At 71.1% G+C, this 17,489-nt stretch carries 17 protein-coding genes and 1 pseudogene; 8 read left to right on the forward strand and 10 right to left on the reverse strand.

Annotated elements, in window-relative coordinates; translation table 11 throughout:
- Position 1 precedes the first annotated feature (1 nt).
- Together ADY01_RS08700 and ADY01_RS08705 are read right to left on the reverse strand one after the other, a co-directional pair.
- Positions 2-1,972 carry a hypothetical protein gene (locus tag ADY01_RS08700; protein ID WP_159001045.1) on the reverse strand — a complete coding sequence of 657 codons (1,971 nt, stop codon included), beginning with the start codon at positions 1,970-1,972 and terminating at the stop codon, positions 2-4.
- A gap of 5 nt (positions 1,973-1,977) precedes the next feature.
- Complete coding sequence (locus ADY01_RS08705; protein ID WP_049568441.1) at positions 1,978-3,888, reverse strand: hypothetical protein; 1,911 nt, start codon at positions 3,886-3,888, stop codon at positions 1,978-1,980.
- A gap of 206 nt (positions 3,889-4,094) precedes the next feature.
- On the opposite strand from ADY01_RS08705, the gene ADY01_RS08710 reads away from it, so the two are divergent.
- Genes ADY01_RS08710 through ADY01_RS08720 form a run of 3 tightly spaced genes read left to right on the forward strand, consistent with a single transcriptional unit; the run spans position 4,095 to position 5,933 of the window.
- On the forward strand, positions 4,095-4,640 hold the full coding sequence (locus ADY01_RS08710; RefSeq protein WP_049568446.1) for a hypothetical protein: 546 nt from the start codon (positions 4,095-4,097) through the stop codon (positions 4,638-4,640).
- A 20-nt stretch (positions 4,641-4,660) separates the two neighbouring features.
- Positions 4,661-5,230, forward strand: a complete 570-nt coding sequence (locus tag ADY01_RS08715) for a SigE family RNA polymerase sigma factor (protein ID WP_049568449.1) — start codon at positions 4,661-4,663, stop codon at positions 5,228-5,230.
- On the forward strand, positions 5,196-5,933 hold the full coding sequence (locus ADY01_RS08720) for a hypothetical protein (RefSeq protein WP_049568454.1): 738 nt from the start codon (positions 5,196-5,198) through the stop codon (positions 5,931-5,933). The genes ADY01_RS08715 and ADY01_RS08720 overlap by 35 nt, the downstream gene beginning before the upstream one ends.
- 217 nt (positions 5,934-6,150) lie before the next feature.
- Here ADY01_RS08720 and ADY01_RS08725 read toward each other — a convergent pair whose 3' ends face one another.
- Entirely contained in the window at positions 6,151-6,690 is a 540-nt protein-coding gene (locus ADY01_RS08725) for an EF-hand domain-containing protein (protein WP_049568456.1), read from the reverse strand.
- A 350-nt stretch (positions 6,691-7,040) separates the two neighbouring features.
- Here ADY01_RS08725 and ADY01_RS08730 point away from each other — a divergent pair, with 350 nt between their 5' ends.
- The gene (locus tag ADY01_RS08730) at positions 7,041-7,994 is read left to right on the forward strand and encodes a TIGR03621 family F420-dependent LLM class oxidoreductase (protein ID WP_049568458.1); all 954 of its coding nucleotides are present in this window, start codon (positions 7,041-7,043) and stop codon (positions 7,992-7,994) included.
- Between the two features lie 100 nt (positions 7,995-8,094).
- On the opposite strand, the gene ADY01_RS08735 is transcribed toward ADY01_RS08730, so the two are convergent.
- Positions 8,095-8,610 (reverse strand): cupin domain-containing protein, encoded by a 516-nt coding sequence (locus tag ADY01_RS08735; protein WP_049568460.1) that lies wholly within the window; start codon positions 8,608-8,610, stop codon positions 8,095-8,097.
- 71 nt (positions 8,611-8,681) lie between these two features.
- Between ADY01_RS08735 and ADY01_RS41775 the strand changes: the two genes are divergently transcribed.
- Positions 8,682-8,951, forward strand: a complete 270-nt coding sequence (locus ADY01_RS41775) for a helix-turn-helix domain-containing protein (RefSeq protein WP_107081678.1) — start codon at positions 8,682-8,684, stop codon at positions 8,949-8,951.
- A gap of 118 nt (positions 8,952-9,069) precedes the next feature.
- On the opposite strand, the gene ADY01_RS08740 is transcribed toward ADY01_RS41775, so the two are convergent.
- Positions 9,070-9,639 carry a hypothetical protein gene (locus ADY01_RS08740; RefSeq protein WP_049568463.1) on the reverse strand — a complete coding sequence of 190 codons (570 nt, stop codon included), beginning with the start codon at positions 9,637-9,639 and terminating at the stop codon, positions 9,070-9,072.
- Positions 9,640-9,931: 292 nt separating this feature from the next.
- Entirely contained in the window at positions 9,932-11,197 is a 1,266-nt protein-coding gene (locus tag ADY01_RS08745; protein WP_234320138.1) for a hypothetical protein, read from the reverse strand.
- Between the two features lie 131 nt (positions 11,198-11,328).
- On the opposite strand from ADY01_RS08745, the pseudogene ADY01_RS41780 reads away from it, so the two are divergent.
- Positions 11,329-11,832: pseudogene (locus ADY01_RS41780) on the forward strand (RNaseH domain-containing protein); the annotation flags it as partial.
- A gap of 275 nt (positions 11,833-12,107) precedes the next feature.
- On the opposite strand, the gene ADY01_RS08750 reads toward ADY01_RS41780, so the two are convergent.
- From ADY01_RS08750 to ADY01_RS08760, 3 genes are all read right to left on the reverse strand, one after another.
- Positions 12,108-12,542, reverse strand: a complete 435-nt coding sequence (locus ADY01_RS08750; RefSeq protein WP_049568466.1) for a PIN domain-containing protein — start codon at positions 12,540-12,542, stop codon at positions 12,108-12,110.
- Positions 12,539-12,778 (reverse strand): ribbon-helix-helix protein, CopG family, encoded by a 240-nt coding sequence (locus ADY01_RS08755; protein WP_049568470.1) that lies wholly within the window; start codon positions 12,776-12,778, stop codon positions 12,539-12,541. The genes ADY01_RS08750 and ADY01_RS08755 overlap by 4 nt, the downstream gene beginning before the upstream one ends.
- Positions 12,779-13,165: 387 nt before the next feature.
- The gene (locus ADY01_RS08760; RefSeq protein ID WP_049568474.1) at positions 13,166-13,873 is read right to left on the reverse strand and encodes a TetR/AcrR family transcriptional regulator C-terminal domain-containing protein; all 708 of its coding nucleotides are present in this window, start codon (positions 13,871-13,873) and stop codon (positions 13,166-13,168) included.
- Positions 13,874-14,006: 133 nt separating this feature from the next.
- Between ADY01_RS08760 and ADY01_RS08765 the strand changes: the two genes are divergently transcribed.
- Complete coding sequence (locus ADY01_RS08765) at positions 14,007-14,381, forward strand: hypothetical protein (protein ID WP_049568476.1); 375 nt, start codon at positions 14,007-14,009, stop codon at positions 14,379-14,381.
- 1,014 nt (positions 14,382-15,395) lie between these two features.
- Here ADY01_RS08765 and ADY01_RS08770 read toward each other — a convergent pair.
- Positions 15,396-16,469, reverse strand: coding sequence for a DUF6461 domain-containing protein (locus ADY01_RS08770; protein WP_159001047.1), 1,074 nt, complete (start codon positions 16,467-16,469; stop codon positions 15,396-15,398).
- A 284-nt stretch (positions 16,470-16,753) separates the two neighbouring features.
- Here ADY01_RS08770 and ADY01_RS08775 point away from each other — a divergent pair.
- Positions 16,754-17,489, forward strand: a 736-nt coding sequence (locus ADY01_RS08775) for a serine/threonine-protein kinase (protein ID WP_049568482.1), incomplete at its 3' end; no start/stop codon positions are given.

The raw sequence follows: 17,489 nt of genomic DNA on the forward strand, positions 1-17,489 counted from the left end.
CTCATCCCTCCGGGTCCCGGCCGAGCGCGAGGTCGGTGTCGGAGTACGGGGCGAGGACCTCGCCGCTCCCGAGCGCGATCTCGCCGCCGAGGCGGTCGCCGAGACACCCCGCCAGCACGTCCAGCGCCTCGCGCACGGCCGGGTCGCCGATTCGCGTGCGCAGTTCATGGACGCGTTGGAGGTCGCCCGGTGTGGCGTGCAGCATCGGACGCTCCAACTGCTCCCGGGCGGCGGGCAGGTGGGGGCTGTGCACCTCGCAGGCGATCGGCGCGCCGAGGCCCTCCTGGGTGGCGACGGCGACCGCATCGCCCCAGGGAGCCGTCGTCAGGAATCCCCGGACTCCGTGCACGCGGGAGAGCGCACTCGTCCCACCGGGCCCCTGGGGCCAGGGCAGGTCGTCGTCGAGGCATCCGAACCACGGGGAGACCTGATAGGGCCCGCGGAAGAGGAACAGCCGGGCGAACGCGTCGTCGATGTACCGTCCCCGCCACTCCTCGACGGGCCACCGGTCCAGGATCTCGCCCACGTGCTCGGCGGTGCGGCGCAGCCCGCCCCCGGGCGGGAACTCCCATACCTCGGTGCGGCGAGTGCGGTACGGGCCGGGGAAGTTCAGCGCCAGTGCGTGAGGGGAGAGGAAGAAGAGCACGAGAGGATCGGTCACGGCGACGGACCTGTCCCTCACCGGGGCGGTGTGCAGCACCCCCTGTCCGTTATCGCCCACCACATAAAGCTGCCCCAGGAATTCGAACGCGATGAGCCGTGACCCGGGAAGCGTCGCCGGCGTGTGGGTGGGCCCGTCGAGCCCGCGAAGCCCCGGGCCCCCGTTCCGCTCGCTGAACCAGGGGAGCGGCACATACCGCAGCCGGTCGGCGCCGGGCTCCGCGAGGGCGAGACCCCGGCGGCAGAGCATCACCGCGCCGTTCCCCGACCTCCGCATGCCCGAGAGGTCGGAAGGGGCGCAGAGGACCTGGTGGTCCGGCGCGACCCGGACGACGCTGCACCTGCCGGAACCCGTCGTCAGCCTGACGAGGATCTCGTCGCCCAGGTGCAGCACCGCATCGTCGTACCCTCCCGCGGTCCGCTCGCCGAAGCGGTGCGTGGCCTCCCCCGTGGCGATCGTGAGCGTCTCCACCTCGAACTCCGCGTAATCGGAGAACTCCCGGTAGAACCTCTTCTTCCGCACCCCACACTTCAGGGCCAGTTCGGAGGAGTCGGGGGAGAAGGACGCCACCAGCGCGTGGCCGCCCGTCTGATGCGTGAGCAGGCGTTCGCGTGGCAGCCGCCCGACGGTGGCCCGCAGCCGGCTCGCGGCCTGGGCGGACAGGTCGGTCTGGGCGGACAGGGCGGTCGGGAGGAAGTCGACCGCGCCGTCCCCCGTGCTCGCCGAGCGCTCCCGCGGCGGCAGCAGGCTGGCCGCCGCCACCGCCTTCGCCAGCGGCAGATCGCGGGTCAGACGCCGCAGTTCGGCCCAGCGCCGGTGCTCGGCCAGCTGGTGCGCCAGATGGTCGAGCTCGTCGTACGACAGCCCGGCGATCCGATCCCGCGCCTCGCCGACGACCACCACCCGGGCCACGTCGGGGTCGCCCTCGGCCGCCATCGCCGCCCGCAGCCGCCCGCGCGTCTCCGAATCGGCCGCGCGGTAGGCCACGGCCAGCAGCGTGCCGTCCGGGTCGAGGGCCCGGCGTTGGGCCCGCTGGCCGATCAGGGTGAGGTACGCGGCCCGCTCGGCGGGCCGCCGCGGTGCGGCGGCCAGCAGGTCCCGCACGTCGGCCTCCACCAGCTCCGCGGCCACCCCGCGCACCGCGTCCTGCGCGGCCGGATCCCCCGCCGCGCACGCCAGCACCACCCGCCGCCACGCCCACCGCGCCCACCAGCCCCGGGCACCGTTCGCGCGCGAGCCGGACGCCGCCTCGCGCAGCACGGTGTCCACGGCCCGCTGCCGCAGCAGCGGCGTGACGCGCCGCGAGCGCATGGACCTCACCCCACCCCGTTCCGGCCGTGGTCGTGGTCGTGGCCGAGGGCGATGCCGGTGGGGTCCGACGGGAACGCGGAAGGCGGGGCGAGTGCGATGTCGGCGCCGAAGCGCTCGGCGAGGCATGTCGCCAGCAGATCGAGCGGCTGTCGCACCGCGGGATCGGCCACGGCGCGCCGCAGCTCGTCCACCCGTCGCACGTCCCCCGGCCCGCCGCGCACCATCGGCCGCTCCAACAACGCGCGGGCGACCGGCAGATGGGCGCTGTGCACCTCGACGACCGGCTCACCGTGCCGCTGGACGGCGACCATGTCCCCCCAGGGCGCCATCGCCACCGCACGTCCGCTCTCCGGTGATCCCGCGACCGGCGAGAAGGGCCGTTGCAGACCGGGGATGTCGGGGGCGAGCACGTCGTACTGGAGGTCGGAGGTGAGCAGCCTCCGGGCGAAACGGTCATCGAGCGCCGGCCCACGCCACGTCTCCAGGGGCCAGCGTTCCCGGATCGGCCCGTGGTGCTCGGCCACGCGGCGCGGGGCACCACCGGCGGGAAGCTCCCAGATCTCGGTGCGCTGCCTGACGTCCGTGCCATCCCGCCAGAACAGGTGCCGGGCCAGCGAACGCGGTGAGAGAAAGGTCAGCGCCGACCGGAGGCCACCGTACGCGTCGCGTGAGAGCGGCAGCGCGCCCTCGGGAATCACCGTGGCCAGTTCATGAACCACCTCTCCGCGCTCGTTCAGCACGCGAAGCCCGTTGTCCCCGGCGACCGCGATCAGTTGAGCGGCGGGGAGCGTCGCGACCGCGGAGTGGTCCTCCCGTTCCGGGCCGGAACCCACAGCGAGATCCGGCCCGCGCCTCATGTCCCGTGCCCCCGGGTCGATGAAGGCAGGCCGGCCGCGAACGATCACCACCGCGCCGTGGCCCGCCCTCCGCAGGGCGGAGAACCGGTCCGGGGCGCCGATGGCGTGGACATCCGGCACGACGCGCGTGATGAGCGCGTGCTCCGTGGCGGAGTAGCCCTGCCTGATCAGGATCTCCTCGCCGAGGTGGAGTACCGACTCCTCGTCGCCGTACCGGTAGTGCCGTTTGCCGCTGAAACGATGCGTGGCCTCCCCCGTGCCGAGCCGGAGCGTGTCCACGTGGATCCGGGGCGCCGCCGCTCGGCGGCCCGGCACCCGTCCCACGTGGCACACGGCCAGTTCGGAGAAGTCAGGGGAGAAGGAGGCCCGTGCACGGGCCGTGCTGCGTATCTCGTGGGTGATCAGATGGTCGCGGGGGAGCCGCTCCACGGTGGCCGCGAGCCGCTCCGCGGAGTACGCGGCCAGTGCCGCGAGCACGGGGGCCGAGCCCTCCGGGCGCTCGTGCGCGGGCAGGAGACGAGCGACCGCCGCGGCCTGCGCCAGGGGGAGGTCGCGGGCGAGCCCGCGCAGCTCCTCCCAGCGGCGCCCCTCGGCGAAGTGCCGGGTGAGATGGTCGAGTTCGTCCCGGGGCAACTCGGCGAGACGGTCGCGCCGATCGCCGGTGACGACGACCCTGATGACGTCGACGTCACCCTCGGCCGCCATTAGCCCGCGCAGCCGCTCGCGCACCTCCGGCCGCGCGGCGCGGTAGGCGAGCGCGAGCAACGAGCCGTCCGGATCCAGGGCCCGGCGCTGGCCCCGCTGCCCGATGAGGGCCAGATACGCCGCCCGGTCGGCGGGCTCCACGGGGGCCGCCGCCAGCAGGTCGAGGACATCCGCCTCCGGCAGCCCGGCGCCCGCGCGCACCGCGTCCTGCGCGACGAGATCGCCCGCGCCACACGCCTGGACGAGCCGCCGCCACGCCCGCCGGGCCCGCGGACCCCGGGAGCCGTCGGCCCGCCGGCGCGCGGCCCGGCCCAGCAGCCGCGCCGCGCCCTCCGCCGTGCGTCCCGCCGCCATGTCACGGCCCTCCTCTGCCCTCTCCCACGCCTGTGCCCGCCCAGCATGACCCACCGAGCCCGGGAGGGGACCCGGGACGCCGCGGCCAACACCGGGTCCGACGCGCTGACGGAACGGCGGACGGAGGGCGGACAGAGCGCGGATAGATTCGGCCGGTGACCGACGTCTGACTCATGACCGACCCACGACCAACCCCTGGAGAGTTCATGACCGGACAGTTGACCCTGAAGCGCGCCCTGCTCACCGGCGCCGCCGGCGCCGCCGCGATGGTGCTGCTCTTCCCGCAGGGAGCCCAGGCCGGCGGGATGGACCTGATCGAGGTGCGGCCCTACCAGCGAGTGGTGATCAACGACGACTTCGTGATGGGGCTGCTGCCCGAGGGCAACCAGAACTACGTGGTCACCTCGCCCGCGTTCTTCGACGAGGACATCGAGGCCGCCAAGGGCTACCCCGGCAGCAACATCCGCCCCAACAGCGTCGGCGCGGGCATCCACGGCGAGGACGGCGAGATCGTCCTGATCGAGGGCGTCTGGCGGCTGGATGAGGGGCTGCCGTTCATCGCGGTCACGCCTGAGGGCCAGGACTGGGGCTACGGGGCGCAGCCGGTGGCGCTGAAGAACGAGGACGGCTGGGGCACCTTCTACTTCGACCCCGCCGAGTGGGAGATCGACGGCGTCGACACGTACACGATCACCGCGACCGGCACGGACGGCGAGGTGTTCAGCGAGTTCGAGGTCTCCCTGGACTCCTGACACGGCATCCGACGACCCAGATGACTCGTGCACCCTCATCCCGCGACGCCGACTTCAGGACCTACGCGGTCAGCCGGTGGCCCCGGCTGCTGCGAACCGCGTATTTGCTGACCGGCCACCACCACGACGCGGAGGACCTCGTCCAGTCGGCGCTGGTCAAGGCGTACGCGGCCTGGGCCCGCGTGACCCGGGCGACCGATCCTGACGCCTATGTGTGGCGGATCATGATCAACGCCCATCGCGACCGGGTCCGTGGGCTGCGGGTGCCCGAGTGGCTGACGACCCGGTTCCCGGAACAGAGCGTCCGGGACCGGGCCGACCACGTCCTCGACCGGGACGTGTTAACGGGCGCGCTGCAACGGCTCCCGCCGCGGCAGCGCGCCGCCGTCGTGCTGCGTTACGTCGAGGACCGCACCGAGACCGAGGTCGCCGCGCTGCTCGGCACCCGAGTGGGAACGGTGCGCAGCCGGGCGGCGCGCGGCCTGGAGAAACTGCGCGCCGACCCGGCGGTCAGGGGCCTGCGCGCGCCGGAGAGAGGACAGGAGGTGACGACCCGTGCCGGAACGGGAGAACGGGCCGGAATTCGTTGAGGAACTGCGCCGGGCGGCGGGGACGCTGGTGGTCGGGTCGGCGCCGGTGGAGGAGATGATCCGCCGGGGCCGCGCGCTCCGTGCCCGCCGCCGGCTGGCGACGGCGGTCGCGGGAACGGCGGGCGTGCTGGCGGCGGTGCTGGCGGCCTGCCTGGCGTGGTTGCCGACCGGCGCGGGATCCGCCGGCACCGGCGGGCCCGACGACCCCGCGCCGCCCGCGGCCACGCGCGAGGCGCCGTCGCCCCACGGCGACGACAGCGGCGCGCCGGTCGAGGCGCGGCCCTATGAACCGGTGCCGATCAACGACGAGACCGTGCTCGGGCTGCTGCCCGAGGGCGACGAGAACTATGTGGTCACCTCGCCCGCGTCGTTCGCCGAGGACATCGAGGCCGCCAAGGGCTACCCCGGCAGCAACATCCGTCCCGGCAGCATCAGTTCCGGCTACAGCGAGGACGCAGGCGCGGTCGTGCTGGTCGAGGGCGCCTGGCGGCTGGACGCGACGCCGTCGCGGATCGAGATCGCGCCCGAAGGCCAGGACGTCACCTACCCGGCCACGGTGGTCACGCTCGCGGGGGAGACGGGCTGGGGCGTCTACTACCTCGACGCCGGCCGCCACCCGGAGTTCACCTTCGCCTTCCGGGTCATCGCCTACGACACGAACGGCGAGGTACTCGCCGAAACCACCGTGAACGACCACTGGTAGGCCACCGGCGCCGGGCCGCACGGCGGCCGCACATGCCCCGGCCGCCGCTCAGTTGTTCCATCGCGGAGCGAGGGACATGCGGCCGACCCTGCTCGCGAGCGCGGAGCGGGCCGGGCGTCCCGGGAGCCGGCCGCGTCAGGCGCTGGTCCGGCGGTCCGGCGGTCCGGCGGTCCGGTGGTCCGGCGGTCCGTTTCCCGGTGCGGTCATGACCCCTGAACTAGACGGAGAACCGGCCGCAGAGCCAGTTGCCCGGTTCCGCCGGGTCGTCGCTGATCCAGAACTGGCGCCACAGCAGCGCGAACTCCTCGCGGCTCAGGAGGCCGTCACCGTTCGCGTCGAGCAGCTCGAACACGCCCGTCAGGTCCACGGGCTGGCCGTTCCAGGTCTCGACGAGCCTGCGATGTTCTTCCGAGGAGATGTGGCCGTCGCCATCGGCGTCCACGGCGTCGAAGATCGTGTCGGCGGTCGCGGTCACGTCCGCGATCATGGCGGGCAACCGGTCGACGAGCAGCAGCACTTCGCCCAGGTCGACCGCCCCGTCCCCGTCGGCGTCCCCGGCGTCCAGCAGCGCCGCCCACCACCCCATCAGCAGTGACTCTACCCGCGCCCGCAGCTCCGTCCCGGGGCCCACCCCCGGCAGCCGACTCCAACGGGCCACGAGCGCCCTGAAGTCCTCCTCGCGTAAGGAGCCGTCGCCGTCCGCGTCGAACGCGGCGAACATCCCCTCAAGCTTGCGCTCCTGAAACACACTGGCCATGAGCGGCCTCCCTCGATGCCGAACCAACCACGAACGAACCACCCGCGCCCGCCCTACGAGCCGGCGGACAGCGTGAAACTGTAAGCCGGGCCGCGCCCAGACCTCCACGGGTACATATGCACGAACGCCACCGAGGGGAAACCGCCAACAAGACGGGACTGCCACTCCGGCTGGCTGTGGCGCCTGGCCCCCGTTGACCGCGGGCGACCGACCTTGCGGGCAGGCGTCGGGCACGGACATGGGCTGACGGACCATGGCTCTCGTCACCGCGGACGCCACTGGCCGTCACATGTCTCGGCGCCAAACCCCTTCTCCTGGTGTTCGTCGCACATCTTGGGCACGATGACGCGATGCGTCCGTTTCGCTTCCTCGCCGCGGTCGGCGAGCTGCACGACCTGCCCGGCCTGGCCGCCTTCGCGCGTCGCGCGGAGTCGATCGGCTACGACGCCCTGATGGCCCCGGACCATCTCGTGGCCCAGCACGCGCCGATCCCGTTCCTCACCGCCGCGGCCGCGGCGACCGAGAAGCTTCGCGTCGGCACCTTCGTGTTCAACAACAACCTCCGGCACCCCGCGGTCCTGGCCCAGGAGCTCGCGACGCTCGACCGACTCTCCGGCGGACGCCTGGAGGTCGGCCTCGGCGCCGGCTGGAACAAGCCCGAGCACGACGCGATCGGCATTCCCTTCGAGCCCGTCGGCACACGGGTCTCCCAACTCACCGAAGCGATCCGGGTCTTCAAGGGCTGCTTCGGCGACGGGAAGTTCTCCTTCGACGGCGAGCACTACACGATCACCGACTACGACGCGCAGCCGAAGCCGGTCCAGCGCCCGCACCCGCCGATCTTCATCGGCGGCGGAGGGAAGCGCCTGCTGACGCTGGCCGCCAAGGAGGCGCAGATCATCGGCCTGGCACCCCGGCTCGGGAAGGACGGGAAGGGCGTGCCGACACTCGACGCACCGAGCATCACGTTCGCGGCCACCGAAGAGAAGATCGGCTGGATCCGCGAGGCGGCCGGTGACCGCTTCCTCGGGATCGAGCTGAACAGCTATCCGACCGGCGGCCCGATGGTCCTCACCAACGATGCCAAGGGCGAGGCTCGCAGACGAGCCGATGAGCTCCGCGAGCGCACCGGCGTGGAGCTCACGGTCGAGGAGATCATGGAGTCCCCGCACGTGTTCATCGGCTCGATCAAGGAACTGACGCGGAAGTTCATCGCCCTGCGCGAACGCCTCGGCATCAGTTCCTTCCTCCTCAACGACATGGAGACGTTCGCTCCGATCGTCGAGGAACTGGCGGACCGCTGACCCGCCCCACCCCCGCGTCGATACCCGGCCCTGCCCAGCGGTCAGTTGCCAGGAGCCCCCAAGCCACGCTCGCAGCCAAGCCGCAGGGCCGCGCAGCGGTTCAGGTGCGCGTCGGGGGCTCCGAGCGGAGGTCGGCGGGTGTGGCTCCGGGCGGGCCGAGAAGGATGTCGCCCATCTCCTCGGCGAGCGCGTTGAACAGCTCCACGTCGAGTGCGGTGGTCGCGGTGGCCAGCCGGAGCGGGGTCCCGGCGCGCGCGATGAGCTCGGCGAATCCGGCGGGCGAGGAGATGTTGAGGGCGCGGGCGCCGTCCGGACCGGCTGCTATCGCGTGAGGCACGCGCAGGGGGATGGTGTAGAAGTCTCCCGAGCGCAACGTCACCTTCCGGTCCCCTGCCCACACGGTCAACGACCCGGAGGAGACCCAGAGCCGCTCCTCGTACCTGGTGTGGGCGTGCAACGGTGTGGCCGCGCCGGCGGGCATGAAGGAGTCCACCACGTCGTGACGGCCGTCGGTCTCCTCCGCCGAGGTGAGAATGGAGACCCGCAGTTCCTGACCGAGCACGTACTGGCGGTCGGGATGGTCCGGGTTGGCGGACAAGGAGGGGAGATCGCTCACGGGTCGTCCTTCGGTAGAGCTGTCGGCCCCGGCTCACCGGAGAGCCGGAGCAAGGCGAGCGGTGGGGCGTGATGCCTGCAGGCGATCCTCGACGCGGCGACGCGGCGACACGGCTTTTCGTCGACCACGGGTCCGCGAACGTGACCGTCGCCGACATCGCCCGGGAGGCGGGGACCGCCGTTCCCACGGTGTACGCCAGCACGGGCGGCAAGGGGGCCGTCCTGACATTCTCATCGACGGCACCACCGTCTCGCCCGGGTCATGGTCAACGCGGCCCCCGCGGACGAGCCCGCCGCCGCGGCACGGACTGGCTCGGCAACTCCACCCCTGGCTTGCGCTGAGCCGCTGAGCCGCGGAGCCGCGTTCGGTGGCCGGCTGGGCCAGGCGGGTGCGGCCGCTGATCCGGTCTTCATCGTGGAGCGGGCGACGAGAACCGAACTCGCGGTCCGAGCTTGGGAGTCAGTTCTCCACCCCGAACCGCTGCATCCAGGCATCGAACGCTTTCCCCAGCTCCTCGACAGTCGCGCCGACGACCGCGTTCGGATCAGCCACCGGGTCAAGGCCGAACTGGCTCTTCAACCAGGCCACATACTCTTCGTGGCGCGGGCTCGACGTGGCGTCCTCGTCCCAGCGGACGAAATCGAGGCCACCCAGGTAGACCCAGAGCTCCATGTCGCAGGCGAGAAGCTGGAACAGCTCACGAAGGCTGCGGGCGACGAGGCCGATGCCGCCCTCGTCCCCGAACGCGACGACCGGCAGGGTGGCCGGGTCCGAACGGTCGTCGATTCGCCAGAGCGCGAGCCTGGAGCCGGTGGAGTTCATGGCGAAGGCGAGGAAGGAGTGAGCGAACTCGGGATCGTCGGAGTAACCCTCGCCGACCCGGTCCTCGTACTCGACGAGCTCGAAGCCCCACGCGAAGAACTCTCGCGGTCCGCTCTCGTCGAACTGCCGCAGTAGCTCCACCTCGGGCACGGACTCGGGTGGCCACGCGGATATCGCGGCGGGCGCGGGGGAGGCGTGGTCGGTCAAGGCTCTTCTCCATGAAGACGGCGATGCGACGGGCAACGCGACGCCGCTACGGCCGGCGCCCGAGGCCCCGAGCGTAGCCAGCCGCACAACTCAAGCCCACCCCCGGCCCTCGGATCGTTCCACCGGGCCAGGCCAACTGGCCTTCCGTCAGGTCCCAGGGAAGCGGCAGCTACTCCGCCCCGCGGGTCGGAGAGAGGAGACCCGGGCTCGTACGTTCCGGGCGACCTCGGTCATCGTCGGAGGTGGCAGGGCTCGTCACCCCATCGGGACCCCTCACCGACGGACCGGCGGCTCACCTCATGGCGAGGGTGAGCGCTCCGGTGACCGTCTCGCGGTGTGCCTGGTGGAACGTGCGCCCAGGACCGTACAGGGCGAAGTACCACCTCCTGTTCGCGTCCGGCTTCCCGCGGCGGTTGTAGTTCTCCAGGGTGACCACGTCCTCGCCGTCCTTGAGCACGACCCCCGCGAAGTGGTACGACCACGGCGGCTTGGCGCCCGACTGCTGGTCCGCCTCCTGCTCGGCCCTCGACCGGCCCCGCGTGGAGTAGATCGCCAGCGCTTCGCCGACCCGCGCGTCGGCGGACTCGTTGATGCCCAGCCTGGCGTCCCGTTCCGGATCGGGCCGGTCGTACGGCAGGTGGCGCGACTTGGCGAGATTGGCCATGTTCTTCGCGATGGTCGCGATGCTCTCCCCGGTGGCCTTCGACGGCTCCTGGTCGAACACCCCGGATTCCTTCAGCCGGTCGACCAGGAGCTGTTGCAGGGCCGGGTACGTTTCGAGTCGCCGGTCCCTCATCTCCCGCAGCAGCGTCCTGGCGTGCTCCAGCGGCATGCCGGCGCCGGTGAGTTCCTTGCGGGCCGCCACCAGAGCCGGAAGGAGTTCCCCGCCGTGCTTCTCGTCGATGTCGATGTCGATGTCGACCTCCCGCCAGCTGAACAGCAGGTACCCGTCGTAGTTGGGGAGGCGGCGGGCGAGTTGGCCGGGCGTCATGCCCGGTTGGGTGACCAGGCGGGGGTAGGAGGTCAGGCCGATGACGTCGTTCGGTGTCTGCGCGTGTTCGACGCGTTCCGTCTCGCCCTTTTCCGGGGCGAGCAGCACCTTGTCCAGCGATTTGCCCGTGACGACGCGGGCGACCTCGATGCACTGGTCCACGCGCAGCATGTCCTCGCCGCCGCGCTCCTGGACCCCTGCCACGATCACCGGCTTCCACTTCCGGAGTCCGCGACGTAACAGCTCGCCGGGCACCTCCCCGTCCGCCGGCCTGAGCCGCACGGCCGCGCCCGAGGATTCGAGCTCCTTGTTCGCGTTGGCGATGACGGACTCCACCGCGTAGAGCTCCTGGTTCTGGGAACGCCTGCCGACCGCCACGTGCTCGCTCGTGGAGTAGATCCACGGGGCGCCATCCGAGTCGCTGCCGGAATCGTTCTCGCTCAGGGAGACGTCCTCGTCGATGTCCACGTCATCGAAGAACTCCTCCTCCTCTGGTGCTCCCGCGTCGGATGGCCGGTACGGGCCCGGACCAGCGGACCCCTCCAGCCGCTCTTCCATCGCATCCATGACGAAACCCCCCTGTTCTGCTCAACTTCTCCTTGTTGTGAGGGTATTCGTCGGCCGTGAAGGGCGAAAGAGGGCGGCTATGAGGGGCAAGCGCCTGCCCGGCGGTCCAGACCTCGGCCTACAAACACGCCATGCAGGGCGTTCCTTCTGGTCGATGGCTCACCTTCTCCAGGGAGCCGGCCGTCCGGATCGCCTCCCACGGGGCCGACCCGCGGATGGTGCTGCTCCGGGACAGCGACAACCGCGGTGAGACCACTCAGCGGTACGCCCCGGGGGAGACCGGGGACGAGACGCCGGGCGTTTCCGCTGGCCTCTGGGTGGCACGGGACGCCGGCCCCGACAACCGCGTCTTCCACAGCACTGTCGGCAAACCTCCCTCCGTCGGCACGGTGCGCCGCGACCTTCGCAAACTCGTGCCCGACAAGAGGTGGCCCCACGGTCCCAAGGCCACGGCCTGGAATCCGCAGGCCCTCGAACTCACCGTCCTCGGCTGCCTGTCCGAGACGGCCCTGACGGGGGCCGGACGCACCGACGTTGCGCCGGACCAGCCGGCCGTCGTCGCGGCGGCGGCCCATCAGCTGCGCTTCCACGACGAATACCACCCGCTCTCACGCCCCCTCCCGCTCCACCTCGCGAAGCTGGCGAGGAGTACGTCCTGCCGCTGGCCCCGCCCCCGGCGGCCGGACCGAATCCCGGCTGACCGGTCCGCTCCGCCCCTGCTGGCGCACAGCGGCACGCTCCTCTTCGCCCTGCCCATCTCGGCCTGGGCGGTCCCCCGAGAAGGCGGCCATGATCCACCAGCACTCCGACCGCCGGCGTCAGCAGGAGGTCGCGGCCGGGATAGACGCTCACGTGCGGTCCGAGCGTTGCAGGCACAACAGCACGCGTCCGGCACGGAGGCTCCGGGCGGCTACAGGTCGTCGGGCAGCAGCCGGAAGGCGTGGTTGCCGGTGAGTGGGGTGATGGCTCCGAAGTCCCGGCGGTCGAGGGTCAGGATGGTCTCGGTGTCGTATGCCTCGGCAAGGACGACGTTCACCGCGTCGGTCAGGTCGAGCCGCAGGTCCGCGTAGCGGTTCTGGACCTGGCGGGCCTTGCGCAGGGTGACAGCGGACAGCTCGGGAACGGCCACGCGACCGGTGTGTTCCTGTGCGAGGAGCCAGTCGTTCACCGCGTGGGCCGCCTGACGGTCGACGTTGCGCGTGGTGATGTGCTCGATCTCCAGGATCACCAGGGGTGAGACCACGGTGAGGGCGGCTTGGAGCATGGCGGTGCGGGCCGACTTGTGCTCGGGATCTGAGGTGTTGAGTGCGGCGACCAGACCGGAGGTGTCGCCGACGACGATCATTCGGCGTCCGCCACGCCGTCCGAGACCGCTCGGTCGATGTCCTCGGCGGTGACCGGGCCGCCGAAGTCCAGGCGGGGGATGTCCCAGTCGTCGTCCCAGCGCCGGGTGCGCAGGGCCGCGATGTGGAAGGCCTCCCGGAAGTACTCCGACTCGGGCCGGCCCTCGCGCGCGGCGGCTTCCTTGATCAGCGCGAGATCCTCCTCGTCGACCATGACGGTCGTCTTCTTCAAGGTCATAGGGTTATGGTACCGCAACCATAACTCCTGGAAGCGAAGGGGCGCTCTTGTCGTTGGCGACGCTGACCGTCAAAGCCATACATGAAGCGGTATGTCCCTGACGGTCTCGTGTGCTCGGGGAGATGGTCACCGCCTCTCCCGGTGCGGCAGTGGCGTGCGGCGGGTCATTGGCGCATTTCTTCGCCGCCGGGCGCGCTTGGGGTGATGGGTGACGATGGTCTCCTCCGGCCCGCACCGCGCGGGCGGAGTTCAACGCGGATGACCAGGCAGTGCGGCGCCGCGCACCGTGCCCGAGGAGGGCAGAAGGAGCGGGTTCCGGGCGACGGCGGCGAGGGCGACGGCGACGGAAGACCTCAGGGGAGTGCTGCCGGGCCCTTCACCGGGAGGTCAGGTCGTCCCCAGGAGCCGCTCAAGGCCGTCCAGCGTCAGGTCCAGAGCGAACTCGAACTCGAACTGGTCGTCGCAGCCCGAGCCGACGACGGACTCCTGGTCGTGGGCGACCGCCATGGCCAGTTCGGTGATGTGCGGGTAGCGCGCGGCCATCTCCTCGGGCGGCATCGCGTCCGGATCCGGATCCGGCTCGCGGTCAGGGGTGTCCTCGAACAGCTCCTGGGAGAAGCCCAGCATGCGGCTGCCCATGACGTGCATCGCGTGGTGGACCAGGTCGATCGAGAATCCTCCGGCCCGGAAGATCCCGATCATCGAGTCCAGATACTCCATCACCGCGGGGGTCGGGTTGGCCCGCGCCTTGATCCGTGACTCGATGACCCCGGACGCCCACGGGTGGCGCAGCAGCATGCGGCGCGCCGACAGCACCCGCAGGCGGATGACGGTCTTCCAGTGGGCGTCGGTGGCCGGTGGGTCGATCTCGCCGACGAGGACGTCGATCATGCCGTCCAGCAGCTCGTTCTTGTTGGCCACGTGCTTGTACAGCGCCATGGGCACGACGCCGAGCACCTGCGCGATCTTCCGCATGCTGAGCGCGTCGGTCCCGCCCTCGTCGGCCAGAGCGACGGCGGCGTCCAGAACCCGCTCCTTGTTCAAGGGTGCGCGAGACTGCCGGACGGCGTCGGCCTGCCTGGTGATCTCCACCATCCCCTCTCGTACGGGCCAGACCCGGAGCCGGCCACCCTCTTGACAGGTGTACAGCGTCCACCTACGTTGCCCCCATGAGAGGTGTACGTCGTACACCTCTTCCTCGGTAACCGGGAAGGACGGTGCGCGAGCCATGGTAGCTCCCGACCTCTATGACGAAGCCTCCGTGGCGTACGCGGCCCGCAAGGAGCTGGGCCCGGAGTACGAGCGCGCCGTGCTGGAGTCCTTCGTCGCCAGCGCCACCGAAGCGATCGACCAGCGGGTGGACACCCGGCTGGCCCAGCAGGGGGCCGGTAGGGCTCCGCAGAAGGAACGGGGGCAGCAGGGGCAGCAGCCCGACAACTCGCACGTGGCGGTGCCGGTCTTCTCCCTGCTCTTCGGGGTCGGCGGCTCGATCTGGCTGACGGCCGGCGCGGGCGGCACCGACGCGGATTCCGTGTTCGCCATGTGGCTGGGGATCGTCCTGGTCAACCTGGTCTTCACACGGTCGACCAGGAAAGCACGGTGAAGCGGAGCCCGGTCCGAGGCCGCCGCGGCACCGGGACATGACTAACGCGTCGGCGGCGCCGGACACCGGTGACACGTCCGACCAGGTGCTCCCGCCAGTCGAGCACGCCTGCCGACGACATCGGCCACTCGCACGGCGACGCGCTTCATGTCCCGTATTGGCTCGCCCCGAACCGCCGGACCGTGCTGCTGACCATCTTCCGTAAGCAGGCGGGACGGGCGGCCGGCCATCACCGACACCGCCACCTGACGCCTGAGCAACGCAACGGTCCAGGCTGGGGGATAGAGCCCCTGACCTGGGCCTTGGCAACGAGAGCGGGCGACGAGAATCGAGCTCGCGCCCTGAGCTGGGGACTCACGGTGTGCGAACATCCGGTCCCGCGGCTTGACTTGACCTGCATGCCCGTCCCTTCGCCCGGCGCTCAGCGAGTTCCACGGCGCCCGCCGTCGACCGTGGTTCCCCGACCGTTCCGGCACGCAGCTGGCACGCGCTGCGAACGCGGCTACGGGTCGTCGGGGAAGAGCCGGAAGGCGTCATTGCCGGTGAGTGGGGTGATGGCCCGGACGGGGCGAGTCGGCGGGTGGTGTCGATAGACCGTCCCTGATGGGCAGGGTCCGTTCCTTCCGGAGCGAGATGATGGTGGTCACCGGCGGCCTCCTCCTGGGCATTGCACGGTCGGCGCGTCGGACAGTCCCGTGCTGCGTACCACGCCGCCCGCGCGTCGTGGCCTCGGTCAGCTGGTTCCCGGCGTTCCAGACGTAGCGCCACGCGCTCCGCGCTCCGCTTCTTGGGGAGGCGCGCCTTGCGGCGTTCCACGGCGCGGCCCACCTGGTCCACCGGGACCTCGGCAGGGCTCATCGGGGCCCTGATCGACCGCGGTTCCTCGCCCTGTCATACCGGCCGCCGCGAGGCAGAGGAGAGGCTGCGTCGGACGGCGGCGGGTGCTGTGGTTGCTGTACGTCGCCGCTGTACCGAAACCGCGCCGGGGGGAATGTCAGCGGCACGGCGCGGGAATCAGCTTCCCGCAAGCCTTTGACGTTCGGCGGCTTCGTGCAGTGCGTTGAGCAGCCAGTATCGGTCCACGAGGTCACCTTCGCCCGTCATCACCTTCTGTAGGTGGAGCACCGCGGCGGGAACATGGGTTGGGTTGGAGAGCAGATAGTCCAGGAGGGTCCACAGCTCTGTCCGGCGGTTCGCGAGAACGGACGCGGCCCTTGCGGGATTGAGCGGGCGCTCCCGCTGGGCCATGGCCATGGCCTTGGCAGTGGCGACATCCTTCCGGAGCCGCGACCGGTCCGTCTCGGAGTTCGACGCGTGGAGGAAGGCACCGACGGCTGCCAGGGCCAAAGCGTCCTCGGCGAGCTCGGTGTGCTGGAGGGCAAGGCCGAAGGCGTGGTGCCGCATCTCGGGAAGGAGGTGGGGGCCGAGGTCGGCGAGGTAATGGGCGTAGGGCTGTTCAGTCAGCAGTGGTGAGTCCTCCAGCCCTTGAGGGATTACAGCGGCCCCGACGGGCTTGATCTCCACGATCCGGAATGCCCGGCCGACCAGGTCGAGGTCCAGATGGGCACCGGTGGCGCGGACGATCGCGCGGAGCCCGGCATCGCGGTAGTCGCCGTCGGTGCCGAACGTGAGGCCGTGGAGGAAGGGGGTCCAGGCTTCGGGCCGAGCGCCCTGGCGGTTCTCGGGAAACAACATCTCGAACTGCGAGAGCACCCGCCCGTCTTCGGCCAGGCTCAGCTGGGTCATCGCGTCCTCGCCCCAGTAGGCGCTGGCGGCCCGGCCGAGACGGGTAAGCGGGCGCAGCACCTCCTCCCGGGCTCCCTCGAAGCCGTCGATCTCCATGACGACCACCGCCGGACCGGTTCGGGCGAGCGCGATCAGTTGCCGGTCCTCGTCCAGGTGCCGATCGAAGAAGTCCTCATCGAGCGGGCTGTACTCGCAAGCACCATCGGGGTCACCGCCGAAGCACCGGATGACCGCGTCTTCGTCCCCGCTGGTCACCGCAGTGACGCATGCGGCCTCATCTATCCAGAGCTCCCGCAGGAGTTGCCTGTAGTCAACGGCGTCGGTGTTCCGGTCGTGAGTCATGGCGGCAAGTGTGAATGCTGTCACCGACAACGCGGCGGGAGATGGCTCACCACATACTCATCGTCCGCAGACGGTAGTCGTACCGTCTGTCCGTCCTCGTCGCGGTCCCGGGGAACGGCCCGTGGCGCGGTTCGCCGCCGGTCCTGAGCGGGCGGCTGCGGGTGTTCGCCCGTCGGTGCCGGCGGCGTATCGGCTGCGGTAGGAGAACGGCGAGCGGCTTGCGGTTCAATGGTGGGCCCAGGGGGTCCTGGAGTGCGAGCGACGGACGAGGGGACGGGGGCAGCGTGGCTGATCGGGTACTCGCGGGCCGGTACGAACTGGCGTCGCTCGTGGGCCGGGGCGGCATGGGCGAGGTCTGGGAAGGCCGCGACCGTGTCATCGGACGCCGCGTCGCGGTCAAACTCCTCCTCCACCAGCAAGGCGAAAGTGGCAGCGCCGAGCTCTTCTTCCGCGAAGCACGCACCGCCGGCCGCCTCAACCACCGAGGCGTGGTCACCGTCTTCGACATGGGCGAAGACCCCCTCGACGGAACCCTCTACCTCGTCATGGAGTACATCACCGGACACGACCTCGCCGCACTCCTGCGACGAGACGGTCCCCTGCCCATCCGCCGCGCGGTGGACTTGGCCGCCCAAACCGCCGCGGCCCTGGCCGCCGCCCACGCCGCCGATGTCGTCCACCGGGACCTCAAACCCGGCAACCTCATGCTCACCAACGGCAACGAGATCAAGGTCCTCGACTTCGGCATCGCCCGCTTCATGGCCGCCACCACCAAATCCAGCCAGGTCATGGGCACCCTCGCCTACATGCCACCGGAACGCTTCAACGATCACCCCGGTGACGCCCGCTCCGACCTCTACGCGCTGGGCTGCGTCCTCCACGAACTCCTCACCGGTCACACGCCCTTCCAGTCCACCGGGCCCGCCGCCATGATGACCGCCCACCTCACCAAACCCCCCACGCCACCCAGCCACCACCGCTCCGATGTCCCCGCCCCCCTCGACACCCTCGTCCTACGAC

The organism is Streptomyces sp. SBT349, assembly GCF_001083795.1.
Classification (GTDB): Bacteria; Actinomycetota; Actinomycetes; order Streptomycetales; family Streptomycetaceae; genus Streptomyces.

What these genes read in the sequence shown, in the direction of transcription:
- ADY01_RS08745 (WP_234320138.1), bottom strand. Translation starts at nt 11,197, where the DNA reads ATGGATGCGATGGAAGAGCGGCTGGAGGGGTCCGCTGGTCCGGGCCCG.
- ADY01_RS08730 (WP_049568458.1), top strand. Translation starts at nt 7,041, where the DNA reads ATGCGTCCGTTTCGCTTCCTCGCCGCGGTCGGCGAGCTGCACGACCTG.
- ADY01_RS08770 (WP_159001047.1), bottom strand. Translation starts at nt 16,469, where the DNA reads ATGACTCACGACCGGAACACCGACGCCGTTGACTACAGGCAACTCCTG.
- ADY01_RS08755 (WP_049568470.1), bottom strand. Translation starts at nt 12,778, where the DNA reads ATGACCTTGAAGAAGACGACCGTCATGGTCGACGAGGAGGATCTCGCG.
- ADY01_RS08760 (WP_049568474.1), bottom strand. Translation starts at nt 13,873, where the DNA reads ATGGTGGAGATCACCAGGCAGGCCGACGCCGTCCGGCAGTCTCGCGCA.
- ADY01_RS08715 (WP_049568449.1), top strand. Translation starts at nt 4,661, where the DNA reads ATGACTCGTGCACCCTCATCCCGCGACGCCGACTTCAGGACCTACGCG.
- ADY01_RS08700 (WP_159001045.1), bottom strand. Translation starts at nt 1,972, where the DNA reads ATGCGCTCGCGGCGCGTCACGCCGCTGCTGCGGCAGCGGGCCGTGGAC.
- ADY01_RS08710 (WP_049568446.1), top strand. Translation starts at nt 4,095, where the DNA reads ATGACCGGACAGTTGACCCTGAAGCGCGCCCTGCTCACCGGCGCCGCC.
- ADY01_RS41775 (WP_107081678.1), top strand. Translation starts at nt 8,682, where the DNA reads ATGCCTGCAGGCGATCCTCGACGCGGCGACGCGGCGACACGGCTTTTC.
- ADY01_RS08750 (WP_049568466.1), bottom strand. Translation starts at nt 12,542, where the DNA reads ATGATCGTCGTCGGCGACACCTCCGGTCTGGTCGCCGCACTCAACACC.
- ADY01_RS08765 (WP_049568476.1), top strand. Translation starts at nt 14,007, where the DNA reads ATGGTAGCTCCCGACCTCTATGACGAAGCCTCCGTGGCGTACGCGGCC.
- ADY01_RS08725 (WP_049568456.1), bottom strand. Translation starts at nt 6,690, where the DNA reads ATGGCCAGTGTGTTTCAGGAGCGCAAGCTTGAGGGGATGTTCGCCGCG.
- ADY01_RS08705 (WP_049568441.1), bottom strand. Translation starts at nt 3,888, where the DNA reads ATGGCGGCGGGACGCACGGCGGAGGGCGCGGCGCGGCTGCTGGGCCGG.